Consider the following 19286-nt stretch of genomic DNA (forward strand, 5'->3'; position numbering starts at 1 on the left):
CGGCGCGCTTCGCGGAAAACCACAACATGCAAATGCGTACTCAATACTGCGGTCAGGTCACCGAACAACTGCTCGGCCAGAGCGTCACGCTGTCGGGCTGGGCCCATCGCCGTCGTGACCACGGTGGCGTGATCTTCATCGACCTGCGCGACCGTGAAGGTCTGGTACAGGTGGTGTGTGACCCGGACCGCCCGGAGATGTTCAAGGTGGCCGAAGGTGTGCGTAACGAGTTCTGCCTGCAGGTGAAGGGCGTCGTGCGCGCCCGCCCGGAAGGCACGACCAACGCCAATCTCACCAGCGGCAAGGTTGAAGTGCTGTGCCACGAGCTGACGGTGCTCAACGCTTCGGTCACGCCGCCGTTCCAGCTGGACGATGACAACCTGTCGGAAACCACGCGCCTGACGCACCGCGTGCTGGACCTGCGCCGCCCGCAGATGCAGTACAACCTGCGCCTGCGCTACAAGGTCGCGATGGAGGTGCGCAAGTACCTGGACGACAAGGGCTTCATCGACATCGAAACGCCGATGCTCACCAAGAGCACGCCGGAAGGCGCGCGCGACTACCTGGTGCCGTCACGCGTGAACGCCGGCCAGTTCTTCGCGCTGCCGCAGTCGCCGCAGCTCTTCAAGCAGATGCTGATGGTGTCGGGCTTCGACCGTTACTACCAGATCACCAAGTGCTTCCGCGACGAAGACCTGCGTGCTGACCGCCAGCCCGAATTCACCCAGATCGACTGCGAAACGTCGTTCCTGAGCGAGCAGGAAATCCGCGACCTGTTTGAAGAAATGATCCGCACGGTGTTCAAGAACACCATGTCGGTCGAGCTGGACGCTAAGTTCCCGGTGATGGAGTTCCGCGAGGCGATGGCCCGCTTCGGTTCGGACAAGCCGGACCTGCGCGTCAAGCTGGAGTTCACCGAGCTGACCGATGCCATGAAGGACGTCGACTTCAAGGTGTTCTCGGGCCCGGCCAACGCAGAGGGCGGCCGTGTCGTGGCACTGCGCGTGCCGGGCGGGGCGTCCCTGTCGCGTGGGGATATCGACGCCTACACAAAGTTCGTCGAAATCTACGGTGCCAAGGGCCTGGCCTGGATCAAGGTCAACGAAGTGGCCAAGGGCCGCGACGGCCTGCAATCGCCGATCGTGAAGAACCTGCACGACGCGGCTATCGCCGAGATCTTGAAGCGCAGCGGCGCGCAGGATGGCGACATCCTGTTCTTCGGTGCCGACCGTGCCAAGGTCGTCAACGATGCGATGGGCGCGCTGCGTCTGAAGGTCGGCCACTCGGACTTCGCCAAGAGCACCGGCCTGTTCGAAGACGCCTGGAAGCCGCTGTGGGTGATCGACTTCCCGATGTTCGAGTACGACGAGGAAGACGCGCGCTGGGTGGCCATGCACCACCCGTTCACGAGCCCGAAGGACGAGCACCTGGAATACCTGGAAACCGATCCGGGCAAGTGCATCGCCAAGGCTTACGACATGGTGCTCAACGGCTGGGAAATCGGCGGCGGCTCGGTGCGGATCTACCGCGAAGAAGTGCAGAGCAAGGTGTTCCGCGCGTTGAAAATCAACGATGAGGAAGCGCGTGCCAAGTTCGGCTTCCTGCTCGACGCACTGCAGTACGGCGCGCCCCCGCACGGCGGTATCGCGTTCGGTCTTGACCGCGTCGTCACGATGATGGCCGGTGCCGATTCGATCCGCGACGTGATCGCTTTCCCGAAGACGCAGCGTGCGCAGGATCTGCTGACGCAGGCACCGAGCCCGGTCGACGAAAAGCAGTTGCGCGAACTGCATATCCGTCTGCGCGCTGCCGAGGCAAAGGTCGCTGCACCCACGGCTGCAACGACCGCCTAAACGCCCGTCATCGCGCTCCACGACAAACCGCGCCGCCTGATAAGGGCGGCGCGGCTTGTTTTTGGGCGCTTGCATTGGGAACATTGCGTGCTAAACCGAATCTTTCGTTTCTGTCACGTTGGGTGACAACGAAGGAGGAGTGCTTAGATGGACTACATCGACTTTGCGCGCACATGGGTCGTCGCACACGCCGAGTTCCTGTTGACGTGGTTGATTGCCGCGCTGGTGGTGATACTGCTGGCGTGGATCGAGATTCGCCGTGCCACGCGGCGTGCCGCCATCGCCATGACCGAGGCCGTGGCCACCACGGTTGCGGCCTGCGTGCCAGAAATTGCCGCAGCGGCGCAGAGTGCACATCCTGGCGTGCCTGCATCGGCAACGTCACCCTGCTTGGCCGAGGCGATGCGCGCACTGGGCGACCTTGCTGCGGAACGGATGCACTGGCTTCACGCCGTCGCGAACCTGCGTCTGCCCGAAGCGGCGCTGCCGCCAGCCGCACCGGGCATGCCGGTGCATCCGCTCGTCTACGACACGCCGCGCCCGTTGGCCGAAGCCCATTTGGCGGCAGAACGCCGGTTCGCCGATCACGCGCGCGTTCTGCAGGCGGAACGCCGCGCGCTCCAAGCGCTGGAAACTGCCGAGCGGGAGGGCACCAGCGAATTGCATCGCATCGAGCGTGAGACCTCGGCCATTGTTGAGCGCTTCGACCAGGCCAACGCGCAATCCGAGCAGACCGATGTACAGCGCTTTCTCATTCAGAAATTCAATACGCTTGGCAATCGCGAACGCGAGTTGACCACGCAGCTCGCAGCGCTGCGCCAACAACTCGCCGAGCGTACAGAGGCGTTGTGGGCGCAATCGCAGCGCGCGGCCGATGACTATGCTGCGATGCTCGATCCGCTGCTGGCCGTCGCGCGCCGGGAGCTTGGTCACGAAACTTCGACGGACGAGACGGCACTGTGGCTCGCCCGCACGCGTACCGGCCAAGGGCCCCTGCGCGCGGTCTGATGGCTGCCGCGGCATGGCGGCCCGCCGAACGTCACGGTGGCACGCTTCTGGCTGCGGTAAGCTATTGCCTTGCAGCGCGATCGCGCCCTCCATCGAAGCACGCCCCCATGCCGCACAAGATCCCCGTCTCCGTTCTGGTCGTCATTCACACGCCCGACTTGCATGTGTTGGTGATGGAGCGGGCAGATCATCCGGGCTTCTGGCAATCCGTGACAGGCAGCTGCGACGCCCTCGACGAACCGCTGGCCGACACCGCCCGTCGGGAGGTGCTCGAAGAAACCGGCATCGATGCGGCCCAGCATCATCTGGTCGACTGGGGTCACCAGATCGAATACGAAATCTACCCGCGCTGGCGGCACCGGTACGCGCCAGGCGTGACGCGCAACACCGAGCATTGGTTCGGCCTGCTGGTAAGCGGCAAGGTGCCCGTGCGCATGTCGCCGCGCGAGCATGTGCAGGCCGAATGGCTGCCTTACGAAGATGCCGCCGCGCGGTGCTTCTCGCGCAGCAATGCCGAAGCCATCTTGCAGTTGCCCGAACGCCTGGCTGCTTATCATGCCCGTCAAGCGGCACTGACAAAGGACCAAGCCTGACATGCTGCGTTTGCGCGTTGCCACCTACAACATCCACAAGGGCGTGACGGGCATCGCGCGGCGCGTGCGCGTGCATGACGTTCGGCAGGGCCTGCACACCATGGACGCCGACATCGTTTTTCTGCAAGAGGTGCAGGACCGCAACGACCGCCTGGTCGCCGCCGAGTTGTTCGACCCGAACTACACGCAACTGCGCTACCTTGCGACCGATGTCTATCCGCACACGGTCTATGGCCGCAACGCTGTCTACGAGCACGGGCATCACGGCAACGCCATCCTGTCGCGATTTCCGATCCTGCTGTCGGAAAACCTGGATATCTCCGATCACCGTTTCGAGCAGCGCGGCCTGCTGCATGCCGTCACCGATCTCGGCTTCGGCGAGGTGCATTTGCTGTGCGCGCACTTCGGCTTGTTTGCCCGCAGCCGGCAGCGGCAGGCGGAGGCACTGGTCGATCGCGTGCGTTCGGTCGTGCCACCCGATGCGCCGCTCGTGGTGGCGGGCGATTTCAACGATTGGAACAACCGGCTCGATCGCATGATTTGCCAGGCGCTGGGTGCGACCGAAGTGGCCGACAAGGCCGCCGATGCGCGCCCGGTCCGCACCTTCCCCAGCCAGATGCCATGGCTGCGGCTGGACCGCATCTATGTGCGCGGTTTCGATATTGAACGTGCGCACGCGCTGACGGGCCGCGAGTGGGCACAACGCTCCGATCACGTGCCCCTGCTGGCTGAACTGGCGCATCCATGAAGGTCGTGCGCGATGCGGGTCCGCTGCGCTCCGAATGGCGGCGGGGTAAGCCCCTGCCGGGCAACCACGTCGACCTCCTGCGCGGCGGCGCTGAATTCTTCCCCGCACTGATCCAAGCCATCGATGCTGCGCAGCGCCGCGTCGCACTCGAGACCTACATCTACACCGACGATGCCACCGCCCACAGCGTGACCGAGGCGCTCGCCCGCGCGGCGCGGCGCGGCGTGGATGTCCACCTGACCCTCGACGGCTTCGGCACCGGCCTGCTGCCCGCGACCATCGCCACGATGCTGAAAGAGGCGGGCGTGCGGTTGCGCATCTATCGACCGCTGCGCGGTTTCCGCCTGCAACGCCGCCACCTGCGACGGCTGCATCGCAAGATCGCCGTCATCGATGATGACGTGGCGTTCGTGGGCGGCATCAACATCATCGACGACCTGAACCACGCGCCATTCAACGACACCGCGCTGGGGCCGCGTTACGACTTTGCGGTGCGGGTGCAGGGGCCACTGGTCGCGCAGATTGCGCTGACCGTTGACCGGCTCTGGTGGCAGATGGGCGTGCGCGCCGGCATGCGCGAGGTGGGCGTCACGGGCGTCGCCGCAGAATTTCCGGTGATCACCGATACGCCACGGCCACGGCATCGAGGCGCATCCGGCCAGGAAAGCGAGCGCGCACCGGGCAACGTATTGGCCTCGCTGGTGCTGCGCGACAACGTCCGCAACCGGCGGGCGATCGAACGCGAATATCTGCGCGCGCTGGGCGCCGCACGACAAGAGGTGCTCATCGCCAACGCGTACTTCTTGCCGGGCGTGCGTTTCATGCGGGCGCTGTCTGCATGCCGACGGCGCGGTGTGCGCGTGCGCCTGTTGCTGCAAGGGCAGGTCGAATACCGGCTGCAGCACTATGCAACGCGTTCGCTGTATCACATGCTGCTGCGCGATAACGTCGAGATCCACGAATACACCGCGAGCTTCCTGCACGCCAAGGTGGCCGTGGTGGATGACCGCTGGGCGACGGTGGGCTCCAGCAACATCGACCCATTCAGCCTGCTGCTTGCACGCGAAGCGAACGTAGTGGTGTGGGATGCGACCGTCGCCAACGAACTGCGCGCGGCACTCGAAGATGCCATCGCCCGTCACGCACGCCGCATCTTGGCGGATGAGCATGCCGCGCGCCGCTGGTGGTGGCGCTTCGCAGATTGGTGCGCCTATCGGCTCGTGCGCCTTGGCGTGGTCATCAGCGGGCGCGCGGCGCACTACTAGCAGTCACATACCTACAAAACACAACAAGACGGAGGAGACATGCAAGTCATCACAACGGATGCGGCCGCGCGCTTGGTGGAGCCGGGGTGGACGGTGGCCTGCGCGGGGTTTGTCGGCGCGGGCCATGCAGAGGCGGTCACGCACGCGCTCGAGCGCCGGTTCCTGACCACCGGCGAACCGCGGGACCTTACGCTCGTCTACTCCGCCGGGCAGGGCGATCGCGCCACGCGCGGCGTCAACCACTTCGGCAATCCCGGAATGACACGCTGCGTGGTGGGCGGGCATTGGCGCTCCGCCACACGATTGGCGGACCTGGCGCTCGCCGAGCAATGCGATGCTTTCAACCTGCCTCAAGGCGTGCTCACGCATCTCTACCGCGCCATCGCGGGCGGCAAGCCCGGTGTGCTGACGAAGATGGGCCTGCACACCTTTGTCGACCCACGCACGGAGCTTGACGCGCGCTATCACGGTGGAGCTATCAACAACCGCGCCAAGGCAGCGCGAGCTGCGGGTAAGGCGTCGTGGGTCGAGTACGAGCGCTTTCGGGGCGAAGACTATCTCTTTTACCCGAGCTTCCCGTTGCACTGCGTCTTCCTGCGCGGTACGGCTGCCGACCCACGCGGCAACATCAGCACGCACGAAGAAGCCTTTCACCACGAACTGCTGGCCATGGCGCAAGCTGCGCGCAACTCCGGCGGCATCGTCATCGCGCAGGTGCGTCGGCTCGTCGATCGGCATGACAACCTGCAGGCGATCCACGTGCCGGGCATCCTCGTCGACTACGTGGTCGTTGCTGACGATGAAACCGAACACCAGATGACCTTCGGCGAAGCGTTCAATCCGACCTATATCCGCCCTTGGCAAGGCGAGGCAATCCAGCTCAAGGAAGACGCCATCGAAGCGAGCGAGGCGCTGGAGGCGAGCCAGCACGGCGCGCTGGATGCCCGTACGCTCGTGCAACGCCGCGCTGTGCTGGAACTGATCGCGCAGCAACCTCGGGTCGTCAACCTCGGCGTGGGCATGCCCGCGGCCGTCGGCGCCCTGGCTGAACAGGAGGGGGCGCGCGGTTTCACACTGACTGTGGAGGCCGGCCCCATCGGCGGTACACCGGCAGATGGCCTCAGTTTCGGCGCGTCGGCCTATCCCGAAGCGGTCGTGGATCAGCCCGCGCAATTCGACTTCTACGAAGGGGGCGGCATCGATCTCGCCATCCTCGGACTGGCGGAATTGGACGGCGCCGGCAACGTCAACGTCAGCCTGTTCGGCGAGGGCGGCGACACCATCGTTGCGGGCGTGGGGGGATTCATCAACATCACGCAGAGCGCGCGCTCCGTCGTGTTCATGGGCACACTCACCGCCGGCGGCCTCCAGGTCGAAGCCGAAGACGGCAAGCTGCGCATCGTGCGCGAAGGGCGGCTCAAGAAGATCGTGCCAGCGGTATCGCACCTCACCTTCAACGGGGAATATGCGGCCCGGTCGGGCATTCCTGTGCGCTACGTGACCGAGCGCGCCGTCTTTGAGATGCGTGACGATGGCCGCGGCGCCCGGCGTCTCACTCTCACAGAAATCGCGCCCGGCATCGACCTACAGCGGGACGTACTGGATCAATGCGCCGCAGACGTTGCCGTGGCAGCGGACCTGCGTGAAATGGATGCACGCATCTTTCGCCGTGGCGCCATGCATACCGGCATCACGCCGGTTTGATTTTTCTGGCTGTTTATTTACTGATGGGTAGCACTAGAAAATCCGTCAGAAATGCTGTGCCAAGCCCCTCATATGGGTGCGGCGCACACCGCGCAGATCCTTTACCTGAAAGGGTTTGCAGGATTCGCGCTGCGCCGCGCAAGGTGACGATTCAATATCGCCATTTAGATGGCGCTTTCTAATAAAACACTTGCCGCTCAAAGGCCACCTGTAAATAATTGAACGACCGTTCGATTTTGGGCTAGAGTGTTTGCGCAGGCTGGTTTACAGTCCTGCCCGGCACGCAAAAGGCGCCCTGCAGCAAGCCAATTTTCTCGCGTGTCACGCCCCAGAAAAGAACGGAGAGAAATCATCATGCGTCACCCGACCGCTCGTCTCGAATCGAATCACGCAGCAGCTACGCCGATGCGCAAGGGCGAGCTGACACGTGCAGCGATTCTCGATGCCGCGCTGGAACTGGCCTCGCGCGACGGACTGGAAGGATTGACGATCGGTGTGCTCGCGGAGCGCATGCAGATGAGCAAGAGCGGGGTGTTTGCGCACTTCGGCTCGCGTGAGGATCTGCAGGTGGAAGTGGTTCGCGAGTATCACAAACGGTTCGAGCAGGAAGTCTTCTACCCGAGCTTGACGGAACCGCGCGGTCTGCCGCGCCTGTGGAGCATGGTGCGACGCTGGATGGAGCGCCGCATTCAGGAAGTGACCACGGGCTGCATCTACATCAGCGGCGCGGTGGAGTACGACGATCGTGCCGAAAGCCCGGTGCGTGACGAACTCGTCAAGAGCGTGACGATCTGGCGTGCGGCATTGGCCCGTGCGATCGCTCAGGCAAAGGAAGAGGGCCACCTGCGTGCAGAAGCGGACCCGCAATTGATGCTCTTCGAGATGTACAGCCTGGAGTTAGGGCTGCATCACGATGCGCGTTTCCTGCGGTTGCCGAACAGCGCCGAACTGGCCATGGTGGCGCTCAACAAACTCATTCAGTCTTACCGAACCTGACGCGGCATCGCACACCTAGCGGTCGCGCAGTACACACCAAGGAGTTGCAAGATGGGTCAATACACCGCACCGCTGCGTGACATGCAGTTTGTTCTCCATGAGCTTCTCGGCGTCGAGAACCACCTGAAGGAGATGCCGCAGCACGCGGAGATCGATGCCGACACCATCAACCAGGTGATCGAAGAAGCTGGCAAGTTCTGCTCTGAAGTCATCTTCCCGCTCAATCAATCTGGCGATCGCGAGGGCTGCACGTACCACGGCGACGGCGTGGTCACTGCACCCAAGGGTTTCAAGGAAGCCTATCAACAGTACGTCGAGGCCGGCTGGCCCTCGCTGGGCTGCGATCCCGAGTACGGCGGTCAGGGTCTGCCCATCCTGATCAACAACGCGCTGTACGAGATGCTGAACTCCGCCAACCAGGCCTGGACGATGTATCCGGGCCTGTCGCATGGCGCCTACGAAGCCTTGCACGCACACGGCACCGACGAGCTCAAGCAGCGTTATCTGCCGAAGCTGGTGTCGGGCGTGTGGACTGGCACGATGTGTCTGACCGAGCCGCATTGCGGCACCGACCTGGGCATTCTGCGCACCAAGGCTGAACCGCTGGCCGATGGCTCGTACGCCATCACCGGCACCAAGATCTTCATCTCGGCGGGCGAGCACGACCTGGCCGAGAACATCATTCACCTGGTGCTGGCACGTCTGCCGGACGCGCCGGGCGGCACGAAGGGCATCTCGCTGTTCGTGGTGCCGAAGTTCATCCCCGATGCCAGCGGCAATCCGGGCGAGCGCAACGGCGTGAAATGCGGTTCCATCGAACACAAGATGGGCATCCACGGCAACGCCACCTGTGTGATCAACCTGGATGGCGCAAAAGGCTGGATGGTCGGCGAGCCGAACAAGGGCCTGAACGCCATGTTCGTGATGATGAACGCTGCGCGCCTGGGCGTCGGCATGCAGAGCCTGGGCCTGACCGAAGTCGCTTACCAAAACTCGGCTGCCTACGCCAAGGAACGCCTGCAGATGCGTAGCCTCTCGGGCCCGAAGGCACCGGACAAGCCGGCCGACCCGATCATCGTGCACCCGGACGTACGTCGCATGCTGCTGACCCAGCGCGCCTTCGCCGAAGGCGGCCGAGCATTCAGCTACTGGATTGCCCTGCAGATCGACCGCGAGCTGTCGCACAAAGACGAGTCCGTGCGCAAGGACGCGGCGGATCTGGTCGCGCTGCTCACCCCGATCGCCAAGGCCTTCCTGAGCGACAACGCATTCATCGCCACCAACGAAGGCATGCAGGTGTTCGGTGGCCACGGCTACATCGCCGAGTGGGGCATGGAGCAATACGTGCGCGATGCCCGCATCAACATGATCTACGAAGGTACGAATACCGTACAGTCGCTGGACCTGCTGGGTCGCAAGATCCTGGGCGACATGGGCGCCAAGATGAAGAAGTTCGGCAAGCTGGTCCAGGACTTCGTGGAAGCCGAAGGCACCAACGAAGCCATGCAGGAATTCATCAACCCGCTGGCCGACATTGGCGACAAGGTCCAGAAGCTGACCATGGAAATCGGCATGAAGGCCATGGCCAACCCGGACGAAGTCGGCGCCGCCGCTGTGCCGTATCTGCGTGTGGTCGGCCACTTGGTGTTTTCGTACTTCTGGGCCCGCATGGCCAAGATCGCCCTGGAAAAGCAAGACAGCGGCGACTCCTTCTACAAGGTCAAGCTCGCAACGGCGCGCTTCTACTTCGCCAAGCTGCTGCCTGAGACGGCTTCGCAGATCCGCATGGCACGTGCCGGCGGTGCGACGCTGATGGCACTCGAAGCCGATCTGTTCTAAACAGACGCATCCTCTTGAGGCGACGTGCACAAACGTCGCCTCGCTCGTCTCTTCCTCACCTTTCGCGAGGACACCATGACCCGCACTGAACTCCCCACCAGCGCGCAGCCGCAGGCCGGCCAGCGTTCCAACTTCCTCGTCCGGCGCGTTGCCGTGCTGGGCGCCGGCGTGATGGGTGCGCAGATTGCCGCGCACCTGATCAACGCCAAGGTTCCTGTCACGCTATTCGACCTGCCGGCCAAGGAAGGCCCCAAGAGCGGCATCGCGCTCAAGGCCATTGAAAACCTGAAGAAGCTGTCGCCGGCGCCGCTGGGCATCAAAGAGGACGCCAACCTCATCCAGGCTGCCAACTACGAAGACGACATCGAGCGCCTGCGCGATTGCGATCTCGTCATCGAAGCGATTGCCGAGCGCATGGACTGGAAGCACGACCTGTACAAGAAGGTCGCGCCGCACATCGCCCCGCATGCGATCTTCGCGTCGAATACGTCGGGTCTGTCGATCACCGAACTGTCGGACGGCTTTGATGCCGAGCTGAAGTCGCGCTTCTGCGGCGTGCACTTCTTCAATCCGCCGCGCTACATGCACCTGGTCGAGCTGATCCCGACCGCACATACGCGCGGCGACATCCTCGACAAGCTGGAAACGTTCCTGACCTCCGCGCTCGGCAAGGGCGTGGTGCGTGCGAAGGACACGCCCAACTTTATCGCCAACCGCGTCGGCATCTTCTCGATCCTGGCGGTGTTTGCAGAATCAGCCAAGTACGGCATTCCGTTTGACGTGGTGGACGACCTGACGGGTTCGAAGCTGGGCCGCGCGAAGTCGGCGACGTTCCGTACGGCCGACGTGGTGGGCCTGGATACGATGGCGCACGTCATCAAGACAATGCAGGACAACCTGAAGGACGATCCGTTCGCTCCGGTCTACGCCACGCCGCCCGTGCTGGCCAAGCTGGTGGAAGCAGGCGCCCTGGGCCAGAAGACCGGCGCCGGTTTCTACAAGAAGGAAGGCAAGGAAATCAAGGTGCTGGATCCGCAAAGCGGCCAGTACGGCCCGAGCGGCAAGAAGGCCGATGACATCGTCGTGCGCATCCTGAAGAAGGAGCCGGCTGAGCGCCTGAAGCTGCTGCGTGAATCGACCAACCCGCAGGCGCAATTCCTGTGGGCGGTGTTCCGCGACGTATTCCATTACATCGCGGTGTACCTGGAGCAGATTGCCGATTCGGCTGCGGAAGTCGATCTGGCGATCCGCTGGGGCTTCGGCTGGAACAGCGGCCCGTTCGAAGACTGGCAAGAGGCCGGCTGGAAGCAGGTGGCCGAGTGGGTGAAGGAAGACATCGAGGCCGGCAAGGCGCTGTCGAACGCGCCGCTGCCGCAGTGGGTGTTCTCGGGCCCGGTGGCGGACAACGGCGGTGTGCATTCGACGCAAGGTTCGTGGTCGGCGCATCAGGGCACGTTCCTCTCGCGTAGCACGCTGCCGGTGTACGGCCGCCAGGTGTTCCGTGCTCCGATCAAGGGTGCGACGACGGTCAACCCGCTCACCTACGGCAAGACTATCGAAGAGACCGATGCCGTGCGCATCTGGGTGGACGACGCGGCCGGTCAGGACGACGTGCTGATCGTTTCGTTCAAGAGCAAGATGAACACGATCGGACCGAGCGTCATCGACGGTCTGACGCGTGCGGTTGATCTGGCCGAAGCTGGCTACAAGGGTCTGGTGGTGTGGCAGCCGACATCGCTCAAGCTGGGCGCGCCGGGTGGTCCGTTCTCGGCCGGTGCAAACCTGGAAGAAGCCATGCCGGCCTTCATGATGGGCGGTGCCAAGGGCATCGAGCCGTTCGTCAAGAAGTTCCAGGACGGCATGATGCGTGTGAAATACGCCGGCGTGCCCGTTGTGTCCGCGGCGTCGGGCATCGCACTGGGCGGCGGTTGCGAACTGCTGCTGCACTCGGCGAAGCGTGTGGCTGCGTTGGAAACGTACATCGGTCTGGTGGAAGTGGGCGTGGGCTTGGTGCCGGCGGGCGGTGGCCTGAAAGAAGCGGCCCTGGCCGCTGCCAAGGCTGCGCAGGCAGCGGGCAGCACGAACATCCTGCAGTTCCTGACCAACCGTTTCCAGGCGGCGGCCATGGCCAAGGTGTCGTCTTCCGCGCTGGACGCGCAGAAGATCGGCTACCTGCAACCGACCGACACGATCGTCTTCAACGTGCACGAATTGCTGCACGTTGCGCGCAATGAAGTGCGTGCGCTGTCCGATTCGGGCTACCGCGCACCGCTGCGTCCGGTGGGCATTCCGGTGGCGGGCCGTTCGGGCATCGCCACGATCAAGGCGTCGCTGGTGAACATGCGTGACGGCGGCTTCATCTCGCAGCACGACTTCACGATTGCCTCGCGCATTGCTGAAGCCGTGTGCGGCGGTGATGTCGAAGCCGGCGCCCTGGTGGACGAAGAATGGCTGCTGGCGCTGGAGCGCAAGGCCTTCGTGGATCTGCTCGGCAGCTCCAAGACCCAGGAACGCATCATGGGCATGCTTCAGACCGGCAAGCCGGTGCGCAACTAATTGCCGCGACGACAGAGAGACAGGAGTTTCATCATGACCAAGCAACTGCAAGACGCCTACATCGTCGCCGCGACGCGTTCCCCGATCGGCAAGGCTCCGAAGGGCACGCTCAAGAACCTGCGCCCGGACGATCTGCTGGCGACCATCCTCAAGAGCGCTGTCGCACAGGTGCCGAACCTGGACCCGGCGTTGATCGAAGACGCCATTGTTGGCTGCGCGATCCCGGAAGCGCAGCAGGGCCTGAACGTGGCGCGTATCGGTGCGCTGCTGGCCGGCTTGCCGAACACGGTGGGCGGTGTCACCGTCAACCGTTTCTGTGCCTCGGGCCTGACCGCCGTGGCGATGGCTGCCGACCGCATCCGCGTGGGTGAATCCGACGTGATGATCGCCGCCGGTGTTGAATCGATGAGCATGGTGCCGATGATGGGCAACTCGCCGTCGATGTCGCCAGACATCTTCACGCGCGACGAGAACGTCGGCATCGCCTACGGCATGGGCCTGACCGCCGAGAAGGTCGCCCAGCAATGGAAGATCTCGCGCGAGGCGCAGGACGCCTTCTCCCTGGCTTCGCACCAGAAGGCGCTGGCCGCGCAGCAAGCCGGCGAGTTCAAGGACGAGATCACCCCGATCGAGATCATCGAGAAGTTCCCGAACCTGGGCACGGGCGCGATCGACATCAAGACCCGCACGATGTCGCTGGATGAAGGCCCGCGTGCCGATACGTCGGTCGAAGGTCTGGGCAAGCTGCGCGCCGTGTTCGCCAACAAGGGCAGCGTGACGGCCGGCAACAGCTCCCAGACGTCGGACGGTTCGGGCGCGTTGATCCTGGTGTCGGAGAAGATCCTCAAGCAGTTCAACCTGGTGCCGCTGGCGCGCTTCGTATCGTTTGCGGTGCGCGGCGTGCCGCCGGAGATCATGGGGATCGGCCCGAAGGAAGCGATTCCGGCCGCGCTGAAGGCGGGCGGCCTGACGCAGGACCAGATCGACTGGATCGAACTGAACGAGGCGTTTGCCGCGCAGTCGCTCGCCGTGATCCAGGACCTGGGCCTGGACACCAGCAAGATCAACCCGCTGGGTGGTGCGATCGCGCTGGGCCACCCGCTGGGCGCCACCGGTGCCATTCGTGCGGCCACGGTGGTGCACGGCCTGCGCCGTCGCAACCAGAAGTACGGCATGGTGACGATGTGCGTCGGCACCGGCATGGGCGCCGCGGGCATTTTCGAACGCATGTGACCCCACGTCAGGGGGAAGGATTAAGTTCTTCCCCCTGCTTGTAAATCGCCCGTCTCAACACGCATGATTGCGCAGGCGCGCGCAGTACTACATCAACAAGCGCGCCGAAGAACGCGGCCGGCACCTAGCCGGCATCGCGACAGAAGCGGAACCATGATTCCGCAACAGAGGAGACACACCACCGGGCCACCGGCGGTGCACCAAGAGGAGGGCGTGCGATGGGCAACACTATCGGCGACACAATCGTATTGACCGACGCGGCATGCGATATGCCACGCTCGATGATCGATCAACTGGGGTTGGGCGTAGTGCCGTTCCGCATTCGTGCGGGCGAATTGTTTGTGGAAGACCGCCGCGACGAGGTGGCGCTTCCGCAGCTCTATCGCAAATACCTCGTCGACAAGCAGGATCACTACGCCGAATCGATTCCGCTGCTCGAGCGCGAAATCGAAGACTTCCTGCTCAGGCACGTGGTCACGCAGCACGATCGGGCCTTGCTGCTGACCATTGCCAGTTCGCGCAGTCATTTCTACAGCCATGCAACTGGTGCGGTGGTAGGCACCACGGCCAAAAGCTTCAAGCCACGCAAGGATGCAGGCCGCTCAGGGCTGTTCGAGTTGACGGTGGTCGATACCGGCGCCATTGGCCCGGGCCAGGCGCTGATGGTGCATGAAGCCGCACGCATGCTGCGGGAAGGCGCAGAGGTACGTGACGTCGTGCACGTGATCGAAAACCGCCTGCGCGACGCCTCGCACGTCTATCTCGTGCCCGACGAGTTGCTGTACATGTACACGCGCGCCAAGCAGAAGGGCGAGAAGAGCATCACTTGGGGCCGCTACATGATGGGGACGGCGTTCAACGTGCGTCCGCTCATCCACATGCATCGTGGCGAGACGGAAGCCATCGCCAAGGTGCGCGGCTCGGAGGAAGGGATTCGCCGCCTGCTTGCGCATACCGAAACCATGATCGCCGAAGAGCGGCTGGCCACGCCCGTGGTGGCGATCACGTATTCCGGTTCGCTCGACACCGTACGCCGCATGGAACCGGTGCAAGCGTTGATGCGAACCGCACAGGACCACGGCGTGGAGGTACTGCTTGCGCCGATGAGCCTGACCGTGGCGTTGAACGTTGGGGCCAACGCGTTCTCCGTCGGTTATCTATCTGATTCGCCTGTGCCGATTTAGGGGCGCAGGTTTTACCTGGAGTTTTCATGTCGATTCGTACCGAGACTGCAGACGGCATCCTGACGCTGACCTTTGACCGCCTAGACCGCAAGAACGCCATCACGGCCGCGATGTATCAAACGCTGGCCGATGCTCTGGTGGCCGCCGAAACCGATCCCGCCATTCGCGTGATCGTGCTGGCCGGTCATGAGAGCGTGTTCACGGCGGGCAACGATCTCGAAGACTTCATGAAGAATCCGCCCAAGGACGAGAGCGCCCCTGTGCACCAGTTCCTGCGCGCGATCAGCACAGCGAGCAAGCCGTTGATCGCCTCGGTGAGCGGCGCGGCTGTCGGCGTGGGTACGACCATGCTGCTGCATTGCGACCTCGTCTACGCATCCGATACGGCCAAGCTGTCGATGCCGTTCGCGCAGCTGGGTCTCTGCCCTGAAGCCGCATCGAGCTTGCTGCTGCCGCAGCTGGCCGGCTACCACCGCGCGGCTGACAAGCTGCTCTTCGGCGAGCCATTCGACGCGAACGAAGCGCGCGAGCTGGGCTTGGTCAACCGCGTGTTGCCGGCCGGCGAGCTGGATGCCTTCGTGCGCACGCAAGCGCGCAAGCTGACGTTGTTGCCGCCCGCATCGCTGCGCGCCACCAAGCGCCTGATGAAGGAGGGCGCAACGCCGCAGATCGCCGAGCGCATGTCGGTGGAAGGCAAGCAGTTCGGCGAGATGCTGCGTGCCCCGGAGGCGCGCGAGGCGTTCACGGCGTTCTTCGAAAAGCGCCGCCCGGACTTCTCCAAGTTCCACTGAGCGAATCGTTTCCTGCAAAAGAAAACCCGGCGCGAAGCCGGGTTTTTTGTTGGGCGTGACCGTTCAGAGCGGCGGCAGCACGCGCGGCTTGCGGGTCTCGTCGGTCGCCACGTAGGTGAGAGTGGCTTCCGTCACCTTGACGGTGGCGTGCCGGCCGTTGGCGTGCATGCGTTGCGCATAGACTTCCACGTCCACGGTGATTGACGTGCGGCCTGTCTTCACCACGTTGGCGTAGAAGCTCACCAGATCGCCCACGTACACCGGCTGCTTGAAGACGAACGAGTTGACCGCGATCGTCGCCACCCGGCCGTTGGCGCGCACCACGGCGGGAATCGACCCTGCGATATCCACCTGCGACATGATCCAGCCGCCAAACACATCGCCGTGAACGTTGGCGTCGGAGGGCATGGGCATCACGCGCACGGCGGGTTGCTTGTCGGCGGGCAACGTGACGGTTTCAGGTGGGGCTTGGGTATCGGACATGATGATGCAGGGCAGCATTGAAGCAGAGGGAGGGCCCACCAGCGAGGCCAGGGCGCGCGCAGGTGATCGGTGGGAGAATACACAATCCGCTATTTTATTGCACCGCACATGCGCCGCTTTCCCGCCTCTTCCGAACCGCCTCCGCCGGGGGCTGCCCGCGGCGACTGGCGCACCATCAAGAGCCTGCTGCCGTATCTGCTGGCCTACAAATGGCGCGTGGCGCTGGCGCTCTCGTTTCTGATCGCGGCCAAGGTGGCAAACCTTGGCGTGCCGATGGTCATGAAACGGCTGATCGATTCCATGAACGTGTCGCCGTCCGATCCGCGTGCGCTGCTGGTGGTGCCGGTGGGCATCATCATCGGCTACGGGCTGCTGCGGCTGTCGACGTCGCTGTTCTCGGAGTTACGCGAAATCCTGTTTGCGAAGGTGACCGAGAGTTCTGTGCGCACGCTCGCGCTGCAGGTGTTCCGGCATCTGCATGCGCTGTCCCTGCGCTTTCACCTTGAGCGCCAGACCGGCGGCATGAGTCGCGACATTGAGCGCGGCACGCGCGGCATCCAGTCGCTCATCTCGTATTCGCTGTACAGCATCCTGCCGACACTGGTGGAAGTCGGCCTTGTCATCACGTATTTCTTCGTGAAGTACGACGTGTGGTTCGCGCTCATCACGTTCTGCGCGTTGGTTAGCTACATCGTATTTACGGTGACGGTGACGAACTGGCGCACGCATTTCCGCCGCAAGATGAATGAGCTGGATTCGCGCGCCAACCAGAAGGCAATCGATTCGCTGCTCAATTTTGAGACGGTCAAGTACTTCGGCAACGAAGACTACGAAGCACGTCGCTACGACGAGAACCTGAAGCACTACCGCGCCGCCGCCATCCGGTCACAGAACTCGTTGTCGGTGCTGAACTTCGGCCAGCAGTTCATCGTCGCCACGGCGCTCATCCTGATTCTGTATCGCGCCACGCAGGGTGTGGCGGCGGGGCACATGACGCTGGGCGACCTCGTGCTCGTCAACACGCTGATGCTGCAGATCTACATTCCGCTCAACTTTCTGGGCGTGATCTACCGTGAGCTGAAGCAGGCCGTGACCGACATGGACCGCATGTTCAATCTGCTGCAGACCAACCGCGAAGTGGCCGACAAGCCAGACGCCCCGCCGCTGACGGTGCATGCGGGCGAAGTGCGCTTCGCGCATGTCGACTTCAGCTACGAGGCCAATCGCCAGATTCTGTTCGATGTCGATTTTACGATTCCGGCCGGCACGACCACGGCGGTGGTGGGGCAGAGCGGTTCCGGCAAGTCGACGCTGGCGCGCCTGCTGTTCCGTTTCTATGACGTGAAGTCCGGCGCCATCCAGATCGACGGACAGGACTTGCGTGATGTCACGCAATCCAGCGTGCGCGCCGCTATCGGCATCGTTCCGCAAGACACGGTGCTCTTCAACGACAGCATCTATTACAACATCGCCTACGGGCGCCCCGATGCAAGCCGCGAAGAGGTGATCGAAGCCGCCCGCGCGGCGCAGATCCATCACTTTGTCGAATCGCTGCCCGACGGCTACGAGACGCAAGTCGGCGAGCGCGGCCTGAAGCTCTCCGGCGGCGAGAAGCAGCGTGTGGCGATTGCGCGCACCCTGCTCAAGCGTCCACCGATTCTCGTCTTCGATGAAGCGACGTCTGCGCTGGACTCGCGCACCGAGCACGCCATCCAGGAAGAACTGATGCGCCTAGCGCAGAACCACACCACGTTGGTCATCGCGCACCGCTTGTCGACCATCGTCCGTGCGCACCAGATCCTGGTGATGGAGCACGGTCGCATCATCGAGCGCGGCACGCATGAATCGTTGCTGCGTGCGGAAGGCCGTTACGCGCAGATGTGGCGCATGCAGGCGCGCGAGCCGGAGCGCGTCTCCGAAGAAACAGAAGACGCCCGAGCAGGTTGAGGGGAGAGACAACGCGATGGAACTCAAATGGCTGGAAGACTTCATCAGCCTGGCCGAGACGCGCAGCTTTTCGCGCTCGGCCGAATTGCGGCACGTGACGCAGCCGGCGTTTTCGCGGCGCATCCAATCCCTTGAGGCGTGGCTCGGCAATGAGCTGATCGACCGATCAAGCTACCCCACGCGCCTGACCCCCGCCGGCGAGGTCTTCTACGAACAGGCGTTGGCGATGCTCGCCCAGGTAAGCGAGACGCGCGCACTGATGCGCGGCCAGCGTCCGGCCAGCGCCTCGACGATCGACTTTGCCGTGCCGCATACGCTGTCGCTCACGTTCTTCCCCGGCTGGCTTGCACAAGTGGAAGAAAAGATCGGCAAGCTGCAATGCCGGCTGCGCGCGCTCAACGTGCACGATGCCGTGATGACGCTGGTGGAGGGGGGGTGCGATCTCGTGATGGTCTATCACCATGCACGGCAGATGATCCAGCTCGACCCCACGCGCTACGACATGCTGGTGCTTGGCACCGAGCGCCTGTCTCCGTTTTCCAGGCCGGATGCAAGCGGGCGGCCGATTTATCGGCTCGTTCCGACCGCACGCAAGCCCATCGCCTACCTGAGCTACACGCCCAACGCTTTTCTCGGGCGCATGGTGGATGTGCTGCTGGAAAACTCGCCGGTGGCGCCGCTACTCGACAAGTGCTACGAAACCGACATGGCTGAGGCGCTCAAGGTGATGGCGCTGGCCGGCCATGGCGTGGCCTTCCTGCCCGAGAGTGCGGTGCGCGACGACGTGGCAGCCGGGCGCCTCGTGCGCGCCGAAGGCAAGGGCGGCGGTACGTTGTCGATCGAGATGGAAATACGGCTTTACCGCGAGCACCCGCAAAGCGGCGCACACGACCGTCGGCACCCCCAGTCCAAGCGCAAACGCGAGCTGATCGACACGTTATGGAGCGCGCTGGCGGACTAAACGGACACCCGGATTGGAGTAGAGGGTTATGCGCCAGATGCATAACCCGATGTAAAAACGGCATTGGATTTCGTTCTGGCCGGTCCCTAAGCTGGCGGGCATTTTGTGGGACTTGAAGGACCTTA

15 protein-coding genes are annotated in these 19286 nt (G+C 63.6%); 14 read left to right on the top strand and 1 reads right to left on the bottom strand.

Annotated features, from left to right (window positions below):
- Positions 1-26 precede the first annotated feature (26 nt).
- From aspS to N5B55_RS01865, 12 genes are all read left to right on the top strand, one after another.
- The gene (gene aspS, locus N5B55_RS01810; RefSeq protein ID WP_051530849.1) at positions 27-1853 is read left to right on the top strand and encodes an aspartate--tRNA ligase; all 1827 of its coding nucleotides are present in this window, start codon (positions 27-29) and stop codon (positions 1851-1853) included.
- Positions 1854-2000: 147 nt separating this feature from the next.
- Positions 2001-2861: a hypothetical protein gene (locus N5B55_RS01815; RefSeq protein WP_304538953.1), complete on the top strand. Its 861-nt coding sequence runs from the start codon at positions 2001-2003 to the stop codon at positions 2859-2861.
- 107 nt (positions 2862-2968) lie between these two features.
- Positions 2969-3454 carry a dihydroneopterin triphosphate diphosphatase gene (nudB, locus tag N5B55_RS01820; protein WP_304538954.1) on the top strand — a complete coding sequence of 162 codons (486 nt, stop codon included), beginning with the start codon at positions 2969-2971 and terminating at the stop codon, positions 3452-3454.
- Between the two features lies 1 nt (position 3455).
- On the top strand, positions 3456-4202 hold the full coding sequence (locus N5B55_RS01825) for an endonuclease/exonuclease/phosphatase family protein (RefSeq protein WP_012761161.1): 747 nt from the start codon (positions 3456-3458) through the stop codon (positions 4200-4202).
- Positions 4199-5467, top strand: coding sequence for a cardiolipin synthase ClsB (clsB, locus tag N5B55_RS01830; protein ID WP_304538955.1), 1269 nt, complete (start codon positions 4199-4201; stop codon positions 5465-5467). The genes N5B55_RS01825 and clsB overlap by 4 nt, the downstream gene beginning before the upstream one ends.
- 39 nt (positions 5468-5506) lie before the next feature.
- Complete coding sequence (locus N5B55_RS01835) at positions 5507-7171, top strand: acyl CoA:acetate/3-ketoacid CoA transferase (RefSeq protein WP_304538956.1); 1665 nt, start codon at positions 5507-5509, stop codon at positions 7169-7171.
- A 405-nt stretch (positions 7172-7576) separates the two neighbouring features.
- Complete coding sequence (locus N5B55_RS01840; protein WP_021196492.1) at positions 7577-8167, top strand: TetR/AcrR family transcriptional regulator; 591 nt, start codon at positions 7577-7579, stop codon at positions 8165-8167.
- A gap of 51 nt (positions 8168-8218) precedes the next feature.
- A complete protein-coding gene (locus N5B55_RS01845) occupies positions 8219-10006 on the top strand; it encodes an acyl-CoA dehydrogenase C-terminal domain-containing protein (protein WP_012761164.1) in 1788 nt (595 codons plus the stop codon).
- A 75-nt stretch (positions 10007-10081) separates the two neighbouring features.
- A complete protein-coding gene (locus tag N5B55_RS01850; RefSeq protein ID WP_304538957.1) occupies positions 10082-12562 on the top strand; it encodes a 3-hydroxyacyl-CoA dehydrogenase/enoyl-CoA hydratase family protein in 2481 nt (826 codons plus the stop codon).
- A gap of 33 nt (positions 12563-12595) precedes the next feature.
- Entirely contained in the window at positions 12596-13795 is a 1200-nt protein-coding gene (locus N5B55_RS01855) for an acetyl-CoA C-acyltransferase (RefSeq protein ID WP_012761166.1), read from the top strand.
- A 218-nt stretch (positions 13796-14013) separates the two neighbouring features.
- On the top strand, positions 14014-14979 hold the full coding sequence (locus N5B55_RS01860) for a DegV family protein (RefSeq protein WP_178959297.1): 966 nt from the start codon (positions 14014-14016) through the stop codon (positions 14977-14979).
- Positions 14980-15005: 26 nt separating this feature from the next.
- Positions 15006-15770, top strand: coding sequence for an enoyl-CoA hydratase (locus tag N5B55_RS01865; RefSeq protein WP_304538958.1), 765 nt, complete (start codon positions 15006-15008; stop codon positions 15768-15770).
- Positions 15771-15833: 63 nt separating this feature from the next.
- On the opposite strand, the gene N5B55_RS01870 is transcribed toward N5B55_RS01865, so the two are convergent.
- A complete protein-coding gene (locus N5B55_RS01870) occupies positions 15834-16271 on the bottom strand; it encodes an acyl-CoA thioesterase (RefSeq protein ID WP_012761169.1) in 438 nt (145 codons plus the stop codon).
- Positions 16272-16361: 90 nt separating this feature from the next.
- Here N5B55_RS01870 and N5B55_RS01875 point away from each other — a divergent pair, with 90 nt between their 5' ends.
- Together N5B55_RS01875 and N5B55_RS01880 are read left to right on the top strand one after the other, a co-directional pair.
- A complete protein-coding gene (locus N5B55_RS01875; RefSeq protein WP_304538959.1) occupies positions 16362-18200 on the top strand; it encodes an ABCB family ABC transporter ATP-binding protein/permease in 1839 nt (612 codons plus the stop codon).
- Between the two features lie 16 nt (positions 18201-18216).
- Positions 18217-19161, top strand: a complete 945-nt coding sequence (locus tag N5B55_RS01880) for a LysR family transcriptional regulator (protein WP_012761171.1) — start codon at positions 18217-18219, stop codon at positions 19159-19161.
- Positions 19162-19286: the final 125 nt, after the last annotated feature.

This window comes from Ralstonia pickettii (genome assembly GCF_030582395.1).
GTDB lineage: Bacteria > Pseudomonadota > Gammaproteobacteria > Burkholderiales > Burkholderiaceae > Ralstonia > Ralstonia pickettii_D.